This window comes from Pseudomonas sp. B21-041, from assembly GCF_024748675.1.
Lineage (GTDB): Bacteria > Pseudomonadota > Gammaproteobacteria > Pseudomonadales > Pseudomonadaceae > Aquipseudomonas > Aquipseudomonas neuropathica.
Genome location: NZ_CP087175.1, coordinates 3966325 through 3982743, shown reverse-complemented (window position 1 = coordinate 3982743; position 16419 = coordinate 3966325). Strand labels below are relative to the sequence as shown.

Genomic DNA, 16419 nt, shown 5'->3' with positions numbered 1-16419 from the left:
GCACCTGAACAAGCCCTTCATCGCGCATCGATGCCGGGCTTTTTTTTCAAGCCCGGACGGGAAGGAAATGGATATGAACATGCTCAAGTGGATCGCGTTCGTCGGCGTAATGGCGATGTCTGCGAATGTGCTGGCCGAAGGCGGTGGTGACCGCACCTTTGAACGCGCGCTCAGCGCCAACAGCAAAGCCATGGAACAGTACGCCGCCAACCAGGGCAAAGCGCCGCCGGTGGTGAAGGATTACGAATACGGAATGAAGCTGGACGTGGTCAAAGTGGTGAGCGTGGTGAAGCCGCAGGCGGCGTGCAAAGTGGTGCCCACCGCGATGACCTACGAGGACTCCAAAGGTCTGCTCAATACCATCAAGTACAACGTGATGGGCGTGTGTCGAAACGGCGGGAGCTGAATCCTTCACGGCGAAACGCGGTCCCGTGTAGGAGCTGCCGAAGGCTGCGATCTTTTGACTTTGATTTTCAAGATCAAGATCAAAAGATCGCAGCCTTCGGCAGCTCCTACAGGGGCCGAATTGCAATATCACGCTGCGTATTTCAATTCGTGATGTTTAAAGGTTGTGTTAGAAGTCAGGAACCTTCCCACAATGTTTTCAGGTTGTCCGTCGGACGTCCGCTCTCTAGCCTGTGTGGGTCGCTGCCAATTCAGCGATCGGGATTGGAACCCCGCGGCTCAACTGAAGCAAAACGCACTGTTCATGACGTATGCTTGCGCACTTTCATGTGTGCACTCCGTTATGGCGGCTGTGCGCGGGAGACTTCGAGTCTGTCGGGTTTGCTCAGTTGCCCGGGTTCCAACCTGCGTACAGCTGCCACCCTTTCGCGTGGAACCGAAAGGGCCAGCTCCACCTTCAAGCTGAGTAAAACATTATGAAAAAGCCAACCCCAAATCCCCCCGAAACAGACGCCATCCCCGACGCCAACTCAACATCGCCTTACGCCTCCGTCGACACCCGAAAACTCCACGAAGCCGCCGACCGCGCCCTCGATTTCTACCTCAAACCCTCAGCCGCCATCATGTCCGCGCCATACATCCCCAGCCAGATGTTCCTCGTCAATCCCAAAGCCGACACCGAATCATTACTGGCCAACGCCAGCGAATCTCTGGCCTCGGCCACGGTGATGCTCGGTGACTTCGCTGCGCTATTAGGCGGCACCCATCGCAAGACCCTGCTCGGTATCGCGCAGGTCGTCATGCTTGGCGAACTGGCGGTGAACAGAGCGCTGGATAACGTAGATCCTGCGGCGTAGCTATCAATGGCCGGGTTTTATCCGTTGTTTGTGTGTTGAACTCAAAATCCTGCCCCCTCACCCCAGCCCTCTCCCCCGAGGGGGCGAGGGGGAAGGGAGCGGATCTTCAAGCCATTCAAAACCAGAGTACGCCTCGGTTTTTCAGGTCGATGTATCTTCAACAACCAGCTCGGTCAGTCCCCTCTCACCCATGGGGCGAGGGGGAAGGGCGCAGGCTTTCAAGCCATTCAAAATCAGAGTACGCCTCGGTTTTTCAGGTCGATGTATCTTCGACAACCAACTAGGTCTGTCCCCTCTCCTCCAGGGTGAAAGGGAGCAGGCTTTCAAGCCATTCAAAACCAGAGTACGCCTCGGTTTTTCAGGTCGATGTATCTTCAACAGCCAACTCGGTCAGTCCCCTCTACCTCTGGGAGAGGGCTAGGGTGAGGGCCGGGCCTGAACCTGGAATACATAACCACGGCAAAACGCAGAAAAAAAAAAGCGCCCCGAAGGACGCCAAAAGATTCACCTCTTACCAAAGGAGCAAGGAGCTTCTAAAGGTGAATTTGCATCAGCCGTGCAATCAAAGAATCGCCAGCGGATACTCGACAATCACCCGCACTTCATCCAGATCCGACTCGAACGCCGTGGCGCGGGTGGTGGCCTGGCGCAAACGTAGCGACAAGTCTTTCATCGAACCGCTTTGCACCACGTATTTGACTTCGATATCGCGCTCCCAACGTTTCTGATCGGTCAGCGGATTGCCCTCGGCATCGCGGCGCATATACACGGCGTTAGCGTTGGAATAATCAGCGTCGGTGCCGCGTGCGTAACGGGTCATGAACGACAGACCGGGTACGCCATAAGTGCTCATGTCGAGGTCATAGCGCACCATCCACGAACGCTCTTTCGGCGAGTTGAAGTCGCTGTACTGGATCGAGTTGTCGAGGAAGATCGAATCGGACTGGCGCAGGTAATCGAAGTCGTCATTGCCGTTGTTGCGCTGGTGGGAGAGGGCGACGGAGTGGGCACCAAGCTTGACGCCAACGCGGCCGCTCCAGATGTTGTTGTCGAACTCGCCGAGCAGTTGTTTGCCCTCGTCGATGGCCTTGTAATAGTTCAGGCCACCGAACAGCGATAGGTCATCCGAGAGCGGATAGGTCCAGGCGGTGCCGGCGTAATACTGGTTCCACGCATCCTTCAGGCGACTGGAGTACAGGCTGAAACTGAGATTCTTGTTCAGCGCATAATCGCCGCCGCCATACGCGATCCACGGCGAGTTGACTGGGCCTGCGTAGAAGGTCGCGAAGTTCTCGCGCATGTCGCTGGACACCGGTTGGCTCATCGCGTGCAACCGACCGCCCTGCACCGACAGACCTTCAATGCTGGTGTTGCTCGCTGTCACCCCGCGAAAACTTTCCGGCAACAAGCGCGAGTCACCCGCCGCAACCACCGGGTTAGCCGGGAACACATCACCGACCTTGATCACCGTATCGAACGCCCGCACTTTCGCGGCGCCGCCGACCTTGGTGTATTCGTCCCGCGCTTCGCCGTCGCTGTTGACCGGCAACACATCAAACGAACTGCGCCCGCCATTACGGCCGTCACCGGTGTCGAGTTTCAGCCCAATCATCGCAAACGCATCGACCCCAACTCCGACGGTGCCTTGGGTGAAACCGGATTCGAACTTGCTGATCACGGCATGCGCCCAAGCCTCGGAATAACCGTTGCCGGTGGGGCTGGACTGACCATTGCGATGATCACGATTGAAGTAGAAATTGCGGTTGAGCAGCGTAAGGCTGCTGCCTTCGACAAAGCCTTCGGGTTTGTCTTCTGCAAACACCATGGACGGCCCGGCGCCGACCACCACCGCTAAAGCGGCCATCGATATTTTTGTAGGGTTAACCATCAAACACTCCTTGGGTTCGGCAGAACGGGAACGTGCTTCGGCGTGGGTTTTATTGTTCGGCGGGGCAGGGCCCGCCGGCATGGTCGCCGGGTGACATCGTTGCAAACTGCGGATAACGTCGAGGTGATGGGGGAATTACAATTTCGTCATGTGGTTATATGGATTGAGTGAACGCCACACAAACCTGTGGGAGCGAGCTTGCTCTGGGCGGCGTTCCGACGAAAGCGGAGTGTCAGCCAATCAAGATGTTGAAAGTGTCTACGCCTTCGCGAGCAGGCTCGCTCCCACAAGTGGTCTGAGGTGTACCTGAGTGTTGGGAACGACACACAATCTGTAGGAGTGAGCCTGCTCGCGAAAGCGGAGTGCCAGGCTCTGAAGAGGGTTGATGTGCCGACGCCTTCGTCGGAACGCCGCCCGGAGCAGGCTCGCTCCCACAGTAATCCGGATGATTCTGATAGATCACATGTGAGCGGATGTGGCTTTTATCTTTCGAAGGTATCCAGCAAGCCATGTGATACAGATGCATCAATTTCGGCGGGAAGTATGAGTTTGCCTTTCATGGCGCCGATCCGTGTTACCCGGGTCTTCTTCAAGGTGATTTTGCCTTGGCGTTCTTCGGCTAACGCATCAAGGCCATTCATCAATTCTGAATAAATATCCCGCTTCATGGTTCGTGGATCTCCACTTGATATGTGATCCCCGAATTTAACGAAAAATGTCTTCTACGGAATGTCAGCCATTGCTCAGGGGTTTGCAGGCAAATTCCTAAAAAGGGGAGGGCGTTGAGATCAAAAGACCTCAGTCTTCGGCATCTCATAAAGGCTGTGATCTTTTGACGGTAACTCTACAAAACGAAACTGGCACTCGAAGGTGCCGTTTTGCGTAGCTAGTAGACTTTTGTGCTTCTACGTTACTTGCGATCCAGCGCTATTTCTTTACGGTTAATGACTTTCTCGTTCACGACGCGACGTACAACCGGAACAGAAGGTTTATGGGGAGGTGTCGGTCTGGTCGCGTCCTCAGGTTTTGATTGGCCATTTGTGTTGTTCATTTCTGATTTCCGCTGGAGTTTTATTTTCTCGTTCCTGAAGACGGACTCGATTTGGATCGATGTCTTTTACGTCGAACAAGATAAGCAAAAAGCCAAATTCTGGCTGTAGGAGGAACCCAACAGTAGGGCGCGAGATTTCGGGGATTTCAGTAGGAAGGGCATAGCATTGGTAAAAGATCCCACAAAAACAAAAACGGCACCCGAAGGTGCCGTTTTCATTTCTAGCCAGCCAGGCAATCAGCCCGCCAGACCCGCCTGCTGAACCAGAGTCAGCAATGGCTGCGGGTAAACGCCGAGGAAGAACGCGACCAGGGCGATGGCCAGCAGCATCACGCCGCCTGCCTTCTGTTCCCAGTGCAGTTGCGCATCGTGGCGGCGCAGGTTTGGTTCGATCAGGTACAGGGTGACCATCACGCGCAGGTAGTAGAAGACGCCGATGGCGCTGCCCAGTACCAGCGAACCGACCAGCCACCATTGGTGCGACTCGACACCGGTAGCGATGATGTAGAACTTGCCGATGAAGCCTGCGGTTAGCGGGATACCGGCCAGGGACAGCATCATCACGGTCAGTACGGCGGTCAGGTACGGACGGCGCCAGAACAGGCCGCGGTACTCGTACAGCGCGTCGGCGTCACGGCCGTTGTACGGCGAGGACATCAGGGTGATCACGCCGAACGCGCCGAGGCTGGTGATCACGTAGGTGACCAGGTACACGCCGATGGCTTCCACCGCCAGACCCTTGCTTGCCACCAGCGCGATCAGCAGGTAGCCGAAGTGCGCGATGGACGAGTAACCGAGCAGACGCTTGAGGTTGCTCTGGGTCAGGGCCAGCAGGTTACCGAACAGGATCGAGGCGATGGCGATAACGGTCAGCACGTCGCTCAGGACGCCGCTGCTGGCAGCAGGGGAGATCTGGAACAGACGCACCATCACCGCAAACACCGCAACCTTCGACGCAGTCGCGAGGAACGCAGCCACCGGTGCCGGAGCACCTTCGTAAACGTCCGGCGTCCACAGGTGGAACGGTACCAGCGACAGCTTGAACGCCAGACCGATCAGCATCATGCCCAGGCCCAGTTGTGCCAGCGAGCTAGGCAGGCCAGTCGCAGCCAGAGCCTGACCGATGCCAACGAAGCTCAGCGAACCCGAGTCTGCGTACAGCAGCGCCATACCGAACAACAGGAATGCAGAACCGGCGGCCGACAGCACCATGTATTTGATGCCGGCTTCCAGCGAACGCTTGTTGAAGAAGGCATAAGCCACCAGACCGTAAACCGGCACCGAGAGCAGTTCCAGACCGATGAACAAACCGGCCAGGTGCTGCGCGCTGACCAGAACCAGACCACCGGCGGCGGCCATCAGGATCAGCAGGTACAGTTCTTCACGGTTGCCCGGGTAACCCGAACCGCCATCACCCAAGTAGGCGTGTGCGAGGGTCACACAGGCGAGGGTGGCGACCAGGATCAGCGCCATGTACAGGCAAGCGAAGGTGTCGATTTGCAGCAGTGGAGTCACGGCCAGAGGCGCGACTTTCAGGGCTGGCAGGATCGACAGCAAGGCCAGGTTCAGACCGGCGACCGAGATCAGGAAGGTCTGCGAGTGGTTGCGGCGCCAAGCGATTGCCAGCATCACCACGATAATGGTGAGGCTGGTGATCAACAGTGGCGCAAGCGCAATAAAGTGTTGAATCGTGAATTCCATAGCGCTCTTACCGGGCCGAAGCGAGTTGAGTGAAGGCGGTGCCGAGCCACTGCTGCACGCCATGCATCGTGGCGGCAGAGGTGTCGAGGAACGGTTGCGGGTAGACGCCGAGGTAAACCAGCAGCACCGCAAGGCCCAGCACCATGATCAGTTCGCGAGCGTCCATACCGTGCAGGATCGAATCCGATTTCGACGGACCGAAGTAGGCACGGTGGATCATGATCAGCGAGTAGACCGAACCGAACACCAGACCGGAGGTGGCAATTGCAGTGATCCACGGCCAGCTTGCGAAGGAGCCGATCAGGATCAGGAACTCACCGACAAAGTTACCGGTACCCGGCAAGCCCAGGGATGCTGCTGCGAAGAACAGGCTGATCGCCGGCAGGTAAGCGATACGCGACCACAGACCGCCCATCTCACGCATGTCACGAGTGTGCAGACGCTCGTACAACTGACCGCTGAGGATAAACAGTGCCGCCGCCGACACACCGTGCGCGAGCATCTGGATCACTGCACCTTGCAGGGCCAGTTGGCTGCCGGAGTAGATGCCGATCAACACGAAGCCCATGTGGGAAACGGAAGAGAAGGCGATCAGACGCTTGATGTCGGTTTGTGCGAAAGCGAGGAACGCACCGTAGAAGATCCCGATCAGACCGAGGGTCATGGCAATCGGCGCAAACTCGGCCGAAGCATTCGGGAACAGCGGCAGGGCGAAACGCAGCAGACCGTAAGCAGCGGTTTTCAGCAAGATACCGGCGAGGTCGACGGAACCGGCAGTCGGCGCCTGGGCGTGGGCATCAGGCAACCACGAGTGGAACGGTACGACGGGCAGCTTGACCGCGAAGGCGATGAAGAAGCCGAGCATCAGGATGTACTCGGTGGTCATCGACATCTTGGTTTTCAACAGGTCGGCGTAGTTGAAAGTAATCACGCCGGTGTTGTTGAAGTTGACCAGCACCAGACCGAGGATCGCCACCAACATGATCAGGCCGGAAGCCTGAGTGAAGATGAAGAACTTGGTCGCTGCGTAGATCCGGGTTTTCTTGCCGTCCGAAGAACTGTGACCCCAGAGCGCGATGAGGAAGTACATCGGCACCAGCATCATTTCCCAGAAGAAGAAGAACATGAACAGGTCGAGGGCGAGGAACACGCCGACAACGCCGCCCAGGATCCACATCAGGTTCAGGTGGAAGAAGCCAACGTGACGTTGAATCTCTTTCCACGAGCACAGTACCGAGAGGATACCCAGCAGACCGGTCAGCAGGATCATCAACAGCGACAGGCCGTCGAGGGCCAGGTGCACGTTGATGCCGAAGCGCTGGATCCAGACATGCTTGAACTCAAGCGCCCAGGTCGGATCGGCGCCAGGCGCCGGTGCAAATGAATAGTCACCGTGGGCCCACAGCCAGAGGCCGAGGGCGAGTTCCAGGGTCATGGTCAACAGCGCAATCCAGCGCGGGAGGGTAGCGCCGAAGCGCTCACCCATCCAGCACAGCAGGCCGCCGATGAAGGGGATCAGGATTAGCCAAGGCAGAATCATGACGGGCTCGTTTCCTTTCGCAAATTCGCAAGGTTCATATCAGACCGCTACCAGCACGATGGCGCCAATCACCAGCACGGCACCAGCAGCCATCGAAGCAGCGTACCAACGCAGTTGACCGGTCTCGGTGCGGCTCAGGGCAGTGTGACCACCCTTGGCCATACGCGGGATCAGACCGATGGTCTGGTCGAGCGGGTCTTTGCGCAGGATGTGGCTGATCGCCAGGTAAGGCTTGACGAACAGTTTGTCGTAGATCCAGTCGAAGCCCCAGGCAGCGAACCACCAGGCCGAAAGGAAGCGGCCGATGCCGCTATTGGCGATTGCCGTTACGAAGCGACGCTTGCCGAGGAACAGCAGCGCTGCCAGCAGGATACCGGCCAGGGCGATGGCGCCCGAAGCGATTTCCAGACTGTGCTTGGCTTCGCCACCGGCATGACCAACGCTTTCTGGCAGCACGCCGTGCAGCGGTGGCACGATCATGGCGCCGACGAAAGTCGACAGCACGATCAGCACCGACAGTGGCAGCCAGTGCGAGATGCCGTGACCGGCGTGGGCTTCAGTCTTGGCTTCACCGTGGAACGTGATGAAGATCAGGCGAAAGGTGTACAGCGAAGTCATGAACGCGCCGACCAGACCTGCGTAAAGCAGACCGTGGTTGCCGCTGGCGAACGCTTCCCAAAGGATTTCGTCCTTGGAGTAGAAGCCTGCGGTAACCAGTGGCAGAGCGGCCAGGGCGGCACCACCAACGATGAAACTGGCATAGGCCAGTGGCAGTTTCTTCCACAGACCGCCCATTTTGAAGATGTTCTGCTCGTGGTGGCAGGCAACGATCACCGCACCGGAAGCAAGGAACAGCAGGGCCTTGAAGAAGGCGTGGGTCATCAGGTGGAAAATCGCGCCATCCCATGCACCAACGCCCAGCGCCAGGAACATGTAGCCGATCTGGCTCATGGTCGAGTAGGCGAGGATACGTTTGATGTCGGTCTGTACCAGTGCGGCGAAACCGGCCAGAACCAGGGTCACGCCACCAACGATGCCGACCAGGTGGAGGATTTCCGGCGCCAGGGTGAACAGACCGTGGGTACGGGCGATCAGGTAGACACCGGCGGTCACCATGGTCGCGGCGTGGATCAGTGCCGAAACCGGAGTAGGACCGGCCATTGCGTCCGCGAGCCAGGTTTGCAGCGGCAGTTGTGCCGATTTACCTACAGCGCCACCCAGCAGCATCAGGGTCGCCAGGGTGATCCAGAAGTCACCGACCTGGAATTTCTGCGGTGCCAGCACCAGCAGTTCCTGGATGTTCAGCGTGCCCACTTGCTGGAACAGGATGAACAGGCCGATGGCCATGAACACGTCGCCGATCCGGGTCACGATGAAGGCCTTGAGTGCGGCGTTACCGTTGTTGCGGTTGCTGTAGTAGAAACCGATCAACAGGTACGAGCACAGGCCCACGCCTTCCCAGCCGAAGTACAGGAACAACAGGTTATCGCCGAGTACCAGGAACAGCATGCTGGCGATAAACAGGTTGGTGTACGAGAAGAAGCGCGAGTAGCCCGCTTCGCCGCGCATGTACCAGGATGCGAACAGGTGGATCAGGAAACCGACGCCAACGACCACGCCGAGCATGGTGATCGACAGGCCGTCGACGTAGAGGGCGAAGTCAGGCTTGAAGCCTTCGACCGCCATCCACTTCCACAGCACCAGGGTGTAGTGACCGCCTTCGGGAGGTGCGACGTTGAATTGCCAGATGACGTAGGCGGCGACGATCGCCGACAAGCCAATGGAACCCACGCCGATCAGTGCCGAGAGGTTTTCCGACCAGCGTCCACGGGAGAACGACAGCAGCAGGAAACCGATCAGAGGGAATACGAAAGTCAGAAAGATAAGATTCATCCGCGCATCTCACTGGCAGCGTCGATATCGAGCGTGTGGAAGCGGCGATACAGTTGCAGCAGGATCGCCAGACCAATACTGGCCTCGGCGGCTGCAAGGCTGATCACCAGGATGAACATGATCTGTCCATCCGGCTGGCCCCAACGGGCGCCAGCAACAATGAACGCTAGTGCAGAGGCGTTCATCATCACTTCCAGACTCATCAACACGAACAAAATGTTGCGGCGGACCATCAGGCCGACCAGACCAAGGCAGAACAGGATGCCGGCGACGGCTAAACCATGTTCGAGAGGGATAGCAGGCATGTCTTACTCCTTCGCCTCGTTACGGCCCAAATGGAACGCCGTGACGGCTGCGGCAAGCAGCAGCATCGAGGCGAGTTCGACCACCAGCAGGTACGGACCGAACAGGCTGATGCCCACGGCTTTCGCGTCTACGGTGGTGTGGCCGATGGCCTGGCCGCTCTGGTGAGCGAACAGCACATACAGCAGTTCGGCCAGCAGCAAGGCGGCGAGAATCACCGGACCGGCCCAGATGCCGGGCTTGAGCCAGACGCGTTCTTGCTGAACCGAGGCCGGGCCGAGGTTCAGCATCATCACCACGAACACGAACAGCACCATGATGGCGCCGGCGTAGGCGATCACTTCCAGCACGCCGGCGAACGGCGCGCCGAGTGCGAAGAAGGTCATGGCCACGGCGATCAACGAGATGATCAGGTAGAGCAGGGCGTGCACAGGGTTGGTGTTGGTGACTACGCGAAGCGTGGACACAACAGCGATACCCGATGCGAAATAGAAAGCGAATTCCATCGTTCTTCCTTAAGGCAGCAAGCTCTTCACGTTGATCGGTTCAGCTTCGTTCTGCGCGGAGCCTTTCGGCTTGCCAGCGATTGCCATACCTGCAACACGATAGAAGTTGTAATCAGGGTTTTTGCCGGGGCCGGAGATCAACAGATCTTCTTTCTCGTACACCAGGTCCTGACGTTTGAACTCGGCCATCTCGAAATCCGGAGTCAGTTGGATCGCGGTGGTCGGACAGGCTTCCTCGCAGAGACCGCAGAAAATGCAGCGCGAGAAGTTGATACGGAAGAAGTCCGGGTACCAGCGACCGTCTTCGGTTTCCGCTTTCTGCAGCGAGATGCAACCCACCGGGCAAGCCACGGCGCACAGGTTGCAGGCAACGCAACGCTCTTCACCATCGGGGTCGCGGGTCAGGACGATGCGACCACGGTAGCGTGGTGGCAGGTAGACCGCTTCTTCCGGGTATTGCAGGGTGTCGCGCTTGCGGAAGCCATGGCCGAAGACCATGACCAGGCTGCGCAACTGGGTACCAGTACCCTTAACGATGTCGCCAATATATTTGAACATGGGTCAAATCCTCACTGAACCGCGACTGCAGGCGTGTTCCACAACACGACCGCAGCGGTCACCAGCAAATTGATCAGGGTCAGTGGCAGGCAGAATTTCCAGCTGAAATCCATCACCTGGTCATAACGCGGACGCGGAATGGAAGCGCGCAGCAGGATGAACAGCATGATGAAGAACGCGGTCTTCAGTGCGAACCAGACGAACGCCAGTTGCGGCAAGATGCCGAACGGACCGTGCCAGCCACCGAAGAACAGGGTGACCAGCAGCGCCGAGATCAGGATGATGCCGATGTATTCACCGACGAAGAACATGCCCCATTTCATACCGGCGTATTCAATGTGGTAACCGTCGGCCAGTTCCTGTTCCGCTTCCGGCTGGTCGAACGGGTGACGGTGAGTCACGGCGACGCCAGCGATGAAGAAAGTACAGAAGCCGAAGAACTGCGGAATGATGAACCACAGGTTCTGCGCCTGGTACTCGACGATGTCGCGCATGTTGAACGAGCCGACCTGCACCACGATGCCCATCAGGGCCAGGCCCATGAACACTTCGTAGGACACGGTCTGCGCCGACGCACGCAAGCTGCCGAGCAGGGCGAACTTGTTGTTACTCGACCAGCCGGCGAACAGCACCGCGTAGACCGACAGACCGGCCATGGCGAAGAAGAACAGCAGGCCGATGTTCAGATCCGCGACGCCCCAGGTCGGGGTGATCGGGATGATCGCAAAGGCGATCAGCAGGGCGGACATGGCCACCACCGGTGCCAGGGTGAAGATCACCTTGTCGGCAAACGGCGGGGTCCAGTCTTCCTTGAAGAACATCTTCAGCATGTCGGCGGCGATCTGGAACATACCGAACGGGCCAACACGGTTCGGACCGTAACGGTCCTGCCACCAGCCCAGCAGGCGACGTTCGACAAAGCTGAGCAACGCGCCTGCAACCACAACGGCCAGCAGAATCACGATGGCTTTGACGACCGAGAGGATCACATCGATCACTTCAGGGGTGAACCAGGTCATTGCGCTGCCTCCTGCAGACCGTCGACGGATACGCCGGCGAATGCCGGTGGAATGCCGGCGATGCCCGCAGGCAATGCCACCAGACCGGCGCCCAGTTCTTCATTGATGCGCAGCGGCAGACGCAGGGTCTGACCGGCCACGTTCAGGCTCAGCAGGGCACCGTCGTTGACGCCCAGACGATCCGCTTCCGACTTGGCCAGAGCCACGTATGGAGCCGGAATGCGCTCTTGAACCGGGGCGGCTTTCGAAGAGTTTTCTTCGCTGCCGAACAGGTGGAAGAACGGCACGGCTTGCCAGGTGCCCGGCGCCGGGTTGAACGCGCGTGGCGCTGCAGCGAACCAGTTCAGCGAATCACCGGTGCTTTCGATCAGGCGGGTGCCCGGGTCGCCAGCGCGAATGTGACCACCGACTTCGTCCTGGAACTTGTTCCACGCTTGTGGCGAGTTCCAGCCCGGCGACCATGCGAACGGCACCTGCTGACGCGGTTCGGCAGAGCCCGAGTAACCTTCCATGGAGAAGGCAAACGCGGTGTCTTTGTCTTGCGGGGTGCGCGGTTCATGAACGCTGATGTCGGCGCGCATCGCGGTGCGACCGGAGTAACGCAGCGGCTCACGCGCCAGTTTCAGACCCTTGATGCGGAACGCGGCGGACGGTGCTGCGTCGACGATACGCGCCAGTTGCTCGGTGCTCGAAGCAACGGCAGCAGTCACGTGGTCGAGTTGCGTCCAGTCGATCGGCTGGTTCAACAGGGTCGCGCGCAGGGCGTGCAGCCAGCGCCAGCCTTCGTGAACCAGGATGCTCGCGTCCATGTATTGCGGGTCGAAAACCTGGAAGAAGCGCTGGGCGCGACCTTCCTGGCTGACCAAAGTACCGTCGCCTTCAGCGAAGCTTGCTGCTGGCAGAACCAGGTGCGCGCGGTCGCTGGTAGCCGTCTTCTGATGGTCAGCAACGATCACCACTTGCGCAGCATTCAGTGCGGCATCGACTTTGTCTTTGGCGGTGCGGGTGTACAGATCGTTTTCCAGCACAACGATCGCGTCAGCCTTACCGTCGATGACGGCTTGCAGCGCCGCGTCGACCGATTCGCCACCGAGCATGGCCAGACCAAGGCTGTTGGCTTCCGGCACGATCAGGCTGATCGAACCGTTCTTCTCGCGCAGCTTCAGCGCCTTAGCGATGTTGGCGGCGGCTTCGATCAAGGCTTTGGAGCCCAGCGAAGTACCAGCGATGATCAGCGGACGTTTTGCCGCGAGCAGGGCGTCGGCGATGCGCTTGGCCAGTTCCAGTGCTTCAGCGTCCAGACCTTCAACGGCAGGGGCGCTGGCGTCCAGAGCGTGAGCCACGGCGAAACCGATGCGCGCCAGATCGTCTGGAGCGGCGTGTACGCATTCTTCAGCGATGTCGTCGAGCTTGGTTTCCGCCAGGCTGGCGATGAACAGCGGGTTCAGCGCGTGCTGACCGATGTTCTTCACCGCCGCGTCGAGCCAAGGCTGAACGCGCATGGCTTCGGCCATGTCTTCAGCTTTGCCTTTGACCGATTGACGCAGCGACAGCGCCATACGGGCGGCGGTCTGGGTCAGGTCTTCACCGAGTACGAAAATCGCATCGTGATCTTCGATGTCGCGCATGTTCGGCACTGGCAGCGGGCTGTCTTTCAGCACTTGCAGGACCAGACGGATGCGTTCCAGCTCGGAGGCTTCGATACCCGAATAGAAGTGCTCGGCGCCAACCAGTTCACGCAAAGCGTAGTTGCTTTCCAGGCTGGCACGCGGCGAACCGATACCGACGATGTTGCGACCGCGCAGCAGATCGGCAGCCTTGTCCAGCGCAGCATCCAGTCCAAGCTTGGTGCCGTCGGCCAGCAGCGGCTGACGTGGACGGTCGGTGCGGTTGACGTAGCCATAACCGAAACGGCCACGATCGCACAGGAAGTACTGGTTCACCGAACCGTTGAAACGGTTTTCGATGCGACGCAGCTCGCCGTAACGCTCACCCGGGGAAATGTTGCAACCGCTGGAGCAGCCATGGCAGATGCTCGGCGAGAACTGCATGTCCCATTTACGGTTGTAGCGCTCGGAGTGAGTCTTGTCGGTGAACACACCGGTCGGGCAGACCTCGGTGAGGTTGCCGGAGAACTCGCTTTCGAGGGTGCCGTCTTCAACGCGACCGAAGTACACGTTGTCGTGGGCGCCGAACACACCGAGGTCGGTGCCGCCGGCGTAATCCTTGTAGAAACGCACGCAGCGGTAGCAAGCGATGCAGCGGTTCATTTCGTGAGAAATGAACGGGCCCAGTTGCTGGTTCTGGTGGGTGCGTTTGGTGAAGCGATACCGGCGCTCGTTGTGGCCGGTCATCACGGTCATGTCTTGCAGGTGGCAGTGACCGCCTTCTTCGCACACAGGGCAGTCGTGCGGGTGGTTGGTCATCAGCCATTCAACAACACTGGCGCGGAACGCCTTGGATTCTTCATCGTCGATGGAGATCCAGGTGTTGTCGGTGGCCGGGGTCATGCAGGACATGACGATGCGACCACGGGTGTCGTTCTCGTCGGTGTACTGCTTGACCGCGCACTGGCGACAGGCCCCGACGCTACCAAGCGCGGGGTGCCAGCAGAAATAAGGGATGTCGAGGCCCAGCGACAGACATGCCTGTAACAGGTTGTCTGCCCCGTCGACTTCGAGCGCTTTGCCGTCTACGTGGATAGTGGCCATGGTTCAAAGGTCTTCGTTGGCCCGGTGTCAGCGGGCGTGGCTAATGGAATCTTGTTATCCGTCCGAATCCAGTCAGCCCCGAAAGGCGTCATCGGACGAAAGGCGAAGGGCACGGACCCTTCGCCTTTTTAAGCGTTTACGCGCCGATTACGATCGGCCTTGCCAGAGGCGGGACGGCGGCGCTGACTGGCGCGATACCGGCTTCGAACTCTGGACGGAAGTATTTGATGGCACTGCCCAACGGTTCCACGGCACCCGGTGCGTGAGCACAGAAGGTCTTGCCAGGGCCGAGGAAGTTGACCAGACCCAGCAGGGTCTCGATATCGCCTGGCTGACCGCGGCCTTGTTCGATGGCCATCAAGAGCTTGACGCTCCATGGCAAACCATCGCGGCACGGGGTGCAGAAACCGCACGACTCGCGAGCGAAGAACTGCTCCATGTTGCGCAGCAAGGAGACCATGTTGACGCTGTCGTCCACCGCCATGGCCAGGCCGGTACCCATACGGGTGCCCACTTTGGCGATGCCGCCGGCGTACATTTGTGCGTCGAGGTGTTCTGGCAGGAGGAAACCGGTACCGGCTCCGCCTGGCTGCCAGGCCTTGAGTTTGAAGCCGTCGCGCATGCCGCCGGCGTAGTCTTCGAACAACTCGCGACCGGTGACGCCGAAAGGCAGTTCCCACAGGCCCGGGTTTTTCACTTTGCCGGAGAAGCCCATGAGCTTGGTGCCCATGTCTTCGCTGCCTTCGCGGGCCAACGATTTGTACCAGTCAACGCCGTCGGCAATGATCGCCGGCACGTTGCACAGGGTTTCCACGTTGTTCACGCAGGTCGGCTTGCCCCACACGCCGACGGCGGCAGGGAAGGGCGGCTTGGAGCGCGGGTTGGCGCGGCGGCCTTCGAGGGAGTTGATCAGTGCGGTTTCTTCACCGCAGATGTAACGCCCGGCGCCGGTGTGGACGAACAGCTCGAAATCAAAACCGCTGCCGAGAATGTTTTTACCCAGCAGGCCCGCTGCCTTGGCTTCTTCTACGGCACGGTTGAGGTGCTTGGCGGCGGTGGTGTATTCGCCGCGCAGGAAGATGTAGCCGCGGTAGGTTTTCAGCGCGCGAGCACTGATCAGCATGCCTTCGATCAGCAGATGGGGCAGTTGCTCCATCAGCATGCGGTCTTTCCAGGTGTTCGGCTCCATTTCATCCGCGTTGCACAGCAGGTAGCGGATGTTGATGGATTCGTCTTTGGGCATCAGGCCCCACTTCACGCCCGTGGGGAAGCCTGCACCGCCGCGACCTTTGAGGCCGGCGTCTTTCACGGTCTGGACGATGGCGTCCTGATCCATGTCGGCGAAGGCTTTGCGCGCAGCGGCGTAACCGTTCTTGGCCTGGTATTCGTCGAGCCACACGGCTTCGCCGTCATCGCGCAGGCGCCAGGTCAGCGGGTGAGTCTCAGCCGAACGCTGAATGCGGTTGGCAGGACCGAAAGATGTCAGGGTCATACGTAGCCCTCGAGCAGTTTGGCGACGCCAGCAGGCTGCACATCACCAAAGGTGTCGTCGTCGATCATCAGCGCCGGTGCCTTGTCGCAGTTGCCGAGGCAGCAGACAGGCAGCAGGGTGAAACGACCGTCGGTGGTGGTCTGACCCAAACCGATGCCCAGATTGTTCTGGATTTCGCTGACCACCGACTCGTGGCCACCGATGTAGCAGACCATGCTGTCGCAGACGCGAATGATGTGACGGCCAACCGGCTGACGGAAAATCTGGCTATAGAACGTCGCCACACCTTCAACGTCGCTGGCCGGGATGCCGAGGATCTCGCCGATCGCGTACAGGGCGCCATCCGGCACCCAGCCGCGTTCTTTCTGAACGATCTTCAGGGCTTCGATCGACGCCGCGCGCGGGTCTTCGTAGTGATGCAGCTCGTGCTCGATGGCCGAGCGCTCGGTTTCACTGAGGGTGAAACGGTCTGTCTGGATAAGCGTGCTGTTCATG

Annotated in this window: 13 protein-coding genes and 1 pseudogene; 2 read left to right on the top strand and 12 right to left on the bottom strand. The window is 59.2% G+C overall.

The annotated features are described in order from the left end of the window. Window positions 1-73 precede the first annotated feature (73 nt). Together LOY43_RS17555 and LOY43_RS17550 are read left to right on the top strand one after the other, a co-directional pair. Entirely contained in the window at window positions 74-406 is a 333-nt protein-coding gene (locus LOY43_RS17555; protein WP_095124491.1) for a DUF2790 domain-containing protein, read from the top strand. Window positions 407-881: 475 nt separating this feature from the next. Then, window positions 882-1262: a DUF6124 family protein gene (locus LOY43_RS17550; protein WP_258708471.1), complete on the top strand. Its 381-nt coding sequence runs from the start codon at window positions 882-884 to the stop codon at window positions 1260-1262. 562 nt (window positions 1263-1824) lie between these two features. Here LOY43_RS17550 and LOY43_RS17545 read toward each other — a convergent pair. From LOY43_RS17545 to nuoE, 12 genes and pseudogenes are all read right to left on the bottom strand, one after another. Continuing rightward, window positions 1825-3150 carry an OprD family porin gene (locus LOY43_RS17545; RefSeq protein ID WP_220556482.1) on the bottom strand — a complete coding sequence of 442 codons (1326 nt, stop codon included), beginning with the start codon at window positions 3148-3150 and terminating at the stop codon, window positions 1825-1827. A gap of 575 nt (window positions 3151-3725) precedes the next feature. Then, a pseudogene (locus tag LOY43_RS17540) lies at window positions 3726-3818 on the bottom strand (transcriptional regulator); the annotation flags it as partial. Window positions 3819-4438: 620 nt separating this feature from the next. After that, complete coding sequence (gene nuoN, locus LOY43_RS17535) at window positions 4439-5902, bottom strand: NADH-quinone oxidoreductase subunit NuoN (protein WP_007920173.1); 1464 nt, start codon at window positions 5900-5902, stop codon at window positions 4439-4441. Between the two features lie 7 nt (window positions 5903-5909). Continuing rightward, window positions 5910-7442 (bottom strand): NADH-quinone oxidoreductase subunit M, encoded by a 1533-nt coding sequence (gene nuoM, locus LOY43_RS17530; protein WP_016986254.1) that lies wholly within the window; start codon window positions 7440-7442, stop codon window positions 5910-5912. 39 nt (window positions 7443-7481) lie between these two features. Then, window positions 7482-9335, bottom strand: a complete 1854-nt coding sequence (gene nuoL, locus LOY43_RS17525; protein ID WP_258708470.1) for an NADH-quinone oxidoreductase subunit L — start codon at window positions 9333-9335, stop codon at window positions 7482-7484. After that, window positions 9332-9640, bottom strand: coding sequence for an NADH-quinone oxidoreductase subunit NuoK (gene nuoK, locus LOY43_RS17520; RefSeq protein ID WP_003223790.1), 309 nt, complete (start codon window positions 9638-9640; stop codon window positions 9332-9334). Before nuoK ends, nuoL begins: the two co-directional genes overlap by 4 nt. A 3-nt stretch (window positions 9641-9643) precedes the next feature. Beyond that, a complete protein-coding gene (nuoJ, locus tag LOY43_RS17515; protein WP_007920176.1) occupies window positions 9644-10144 on the bottom strand; it encodes an NADH-quinone oxidoreductase subunit J in 501 nt (166 codons plus the stop codon). 9 nt (window positions 10145-10153) lie between these two features. Beyond that, on the bottom strand, window positions 10154-10702 hold the full coding sequence (gene nuoI / locus LOY43_RS17510; protein ID WP_007920177.1) for an NADH-quinone oxidoreductase subunit NuoI: 549 nt from the start codon (window positions 10700-10702) through the stop codon (window positions 10154-10156). Window positions 10703-10713: 11 nt separating this feature from the next. Further along, window positions 10714-11721 carry an NADH-quinone oxidoreductase subunit NuoH gene (gene nuoH / locus LOY43_RS17505; protein ID WP_007920179.1) on the bottom strand — a complete coding sequence of 336 codons (1008 nt, stop codon included), beginning with the start codon at window positions 11719-11721 and terminating at the stop codon, window positions 10714-10716. Continuing rightward, a complete protein-coding gene (nuoG, locus tag LOY43_RS17500; protein WP_258708469.1) occupies window positions 11718-14432 on the bottom strand; it encodes an NADH-quinone oxidoreductase subunit NuoG in 2715 nt (904 codons plus the stop codon). Before nuoG ends, nuoH begins: the two co-directional genes overlap by 4 nt. A gap of 136 nt (window positions 14433-14568) precedes the next feature. Continuing rightward, window positions 14569-15924, bottom strand: a complete 1356-nt coding sequence (gene nuoF, locus LOY43_RS17495) for an NADH-quinone oxidoreductase subunit NuoF (protein WP_007920184.1) — start codon at window positions 15922-15924, stop codon at window positions 14569-14571. After that, window positions 15921-16418 (bottom strand): NADH-quinone oxidoreductase subunit NuoE, encoded by a 498-nt coding sequence (gene nuoE / locus LOY43_RS17490; RefSeq protein WP_007920186.1) that lies wholly within the window; start codon window positions 16416-16418, stop codon window positions 15921-15923. The genes nuoF and nuoE overlap by 4 nt, the downstream gene beginning before the upstream one ends. Window position 16419: the final 1 nt, after the last annotated feature.

Bases quoted from the DNA above. Each gene is read 5' to 3' on its own strand.
- nuoL (WP_258708470.1), bottom strand. From the start codon at position 9,335: ATGAATCTTATCTTTCTGACTTTCGTATTCCCTCTGATCGGTTTCCTG.
- LOY43_RS17550 (WP_258708471.1), top strand. From the start codon at position 882: ATGAAAAAGCCAACCCCAAATCCCCCCGAAACAGACGCCATCCCCGAC.
- LOY43_RS17555 (WP_095124491.1), top strand. From the start codon at position 74: ATGAACATGCTCAAGTGGATCGCGTTCGTCGGCGTAATGGCGATGTCT.
- nuoI (WP_007920177.1), bottom strand. From the start codon at position 10,702: ATGTTCAAATATATTGGCGACATCGTTAAGGGTACTGGTACCCAGTTG.
- LOY43_RS17545 (WP_220556482.1), bottom strand. From the start codon at position 3,150: ATGGTTAACCCTACAAAAATATCGATGGCCGCTTTAGCGGTGGTGGTC.
- nuoE (WP_007920186.1), bottom strand. From the start codon at position 16,418: ATGAACAGCACGCTTATCCAGACAGACCGTTTCACCCTCAGTGAAACC.
- nuoG (WP_258708469.1), bottom strand. From the start codon at position 14,432: ATGGCCACTATCCACGTAGACGGCAAAGCGCTCGAAGTCGACGGGGCA.
- nuoJ (WP_007920176.1), bottom strand. From the start codon at position 10,144: ATGGAATTCGCTTTCTATTTCGCATCGGGTATCGCTGTTGTGTCCACG.
- nuoF (WP_007920184.1), bottom strand. From the start codon at position 15,924: ATGACCCTGACATCTTTCGGTCCTGCCAACCGCATTCAGCGTTCGGCT.
- nuoK (WP_003223790.1), bottom strand. From the start codon at position 9,640: ATGCCTGCTATCCCTCTCGAACATGGTTTAGCCGTCGCCGGCATCCTG.
- nuoH (WP_007920179.1), bottom strand. From the start codon at position 11,721: ATGACCTGGTTCACCCCTGAAGTGATCGATGTGATCCTCTCGGTCGTC.
- nuoN (WP_007920173.1), bottom strand. From the start codon at position 5,902: ATGGAATTCACGATTCAACACTTTATTGCGCTTGCGCCACTGTTGATC.
- nuoM (WP_016986254.1), bottom strand. From the start codon at position 7,442: ATGATTCTGCCTTGGCTAATCCTGATCCCCTTCATCGGCGGCCTGCTG.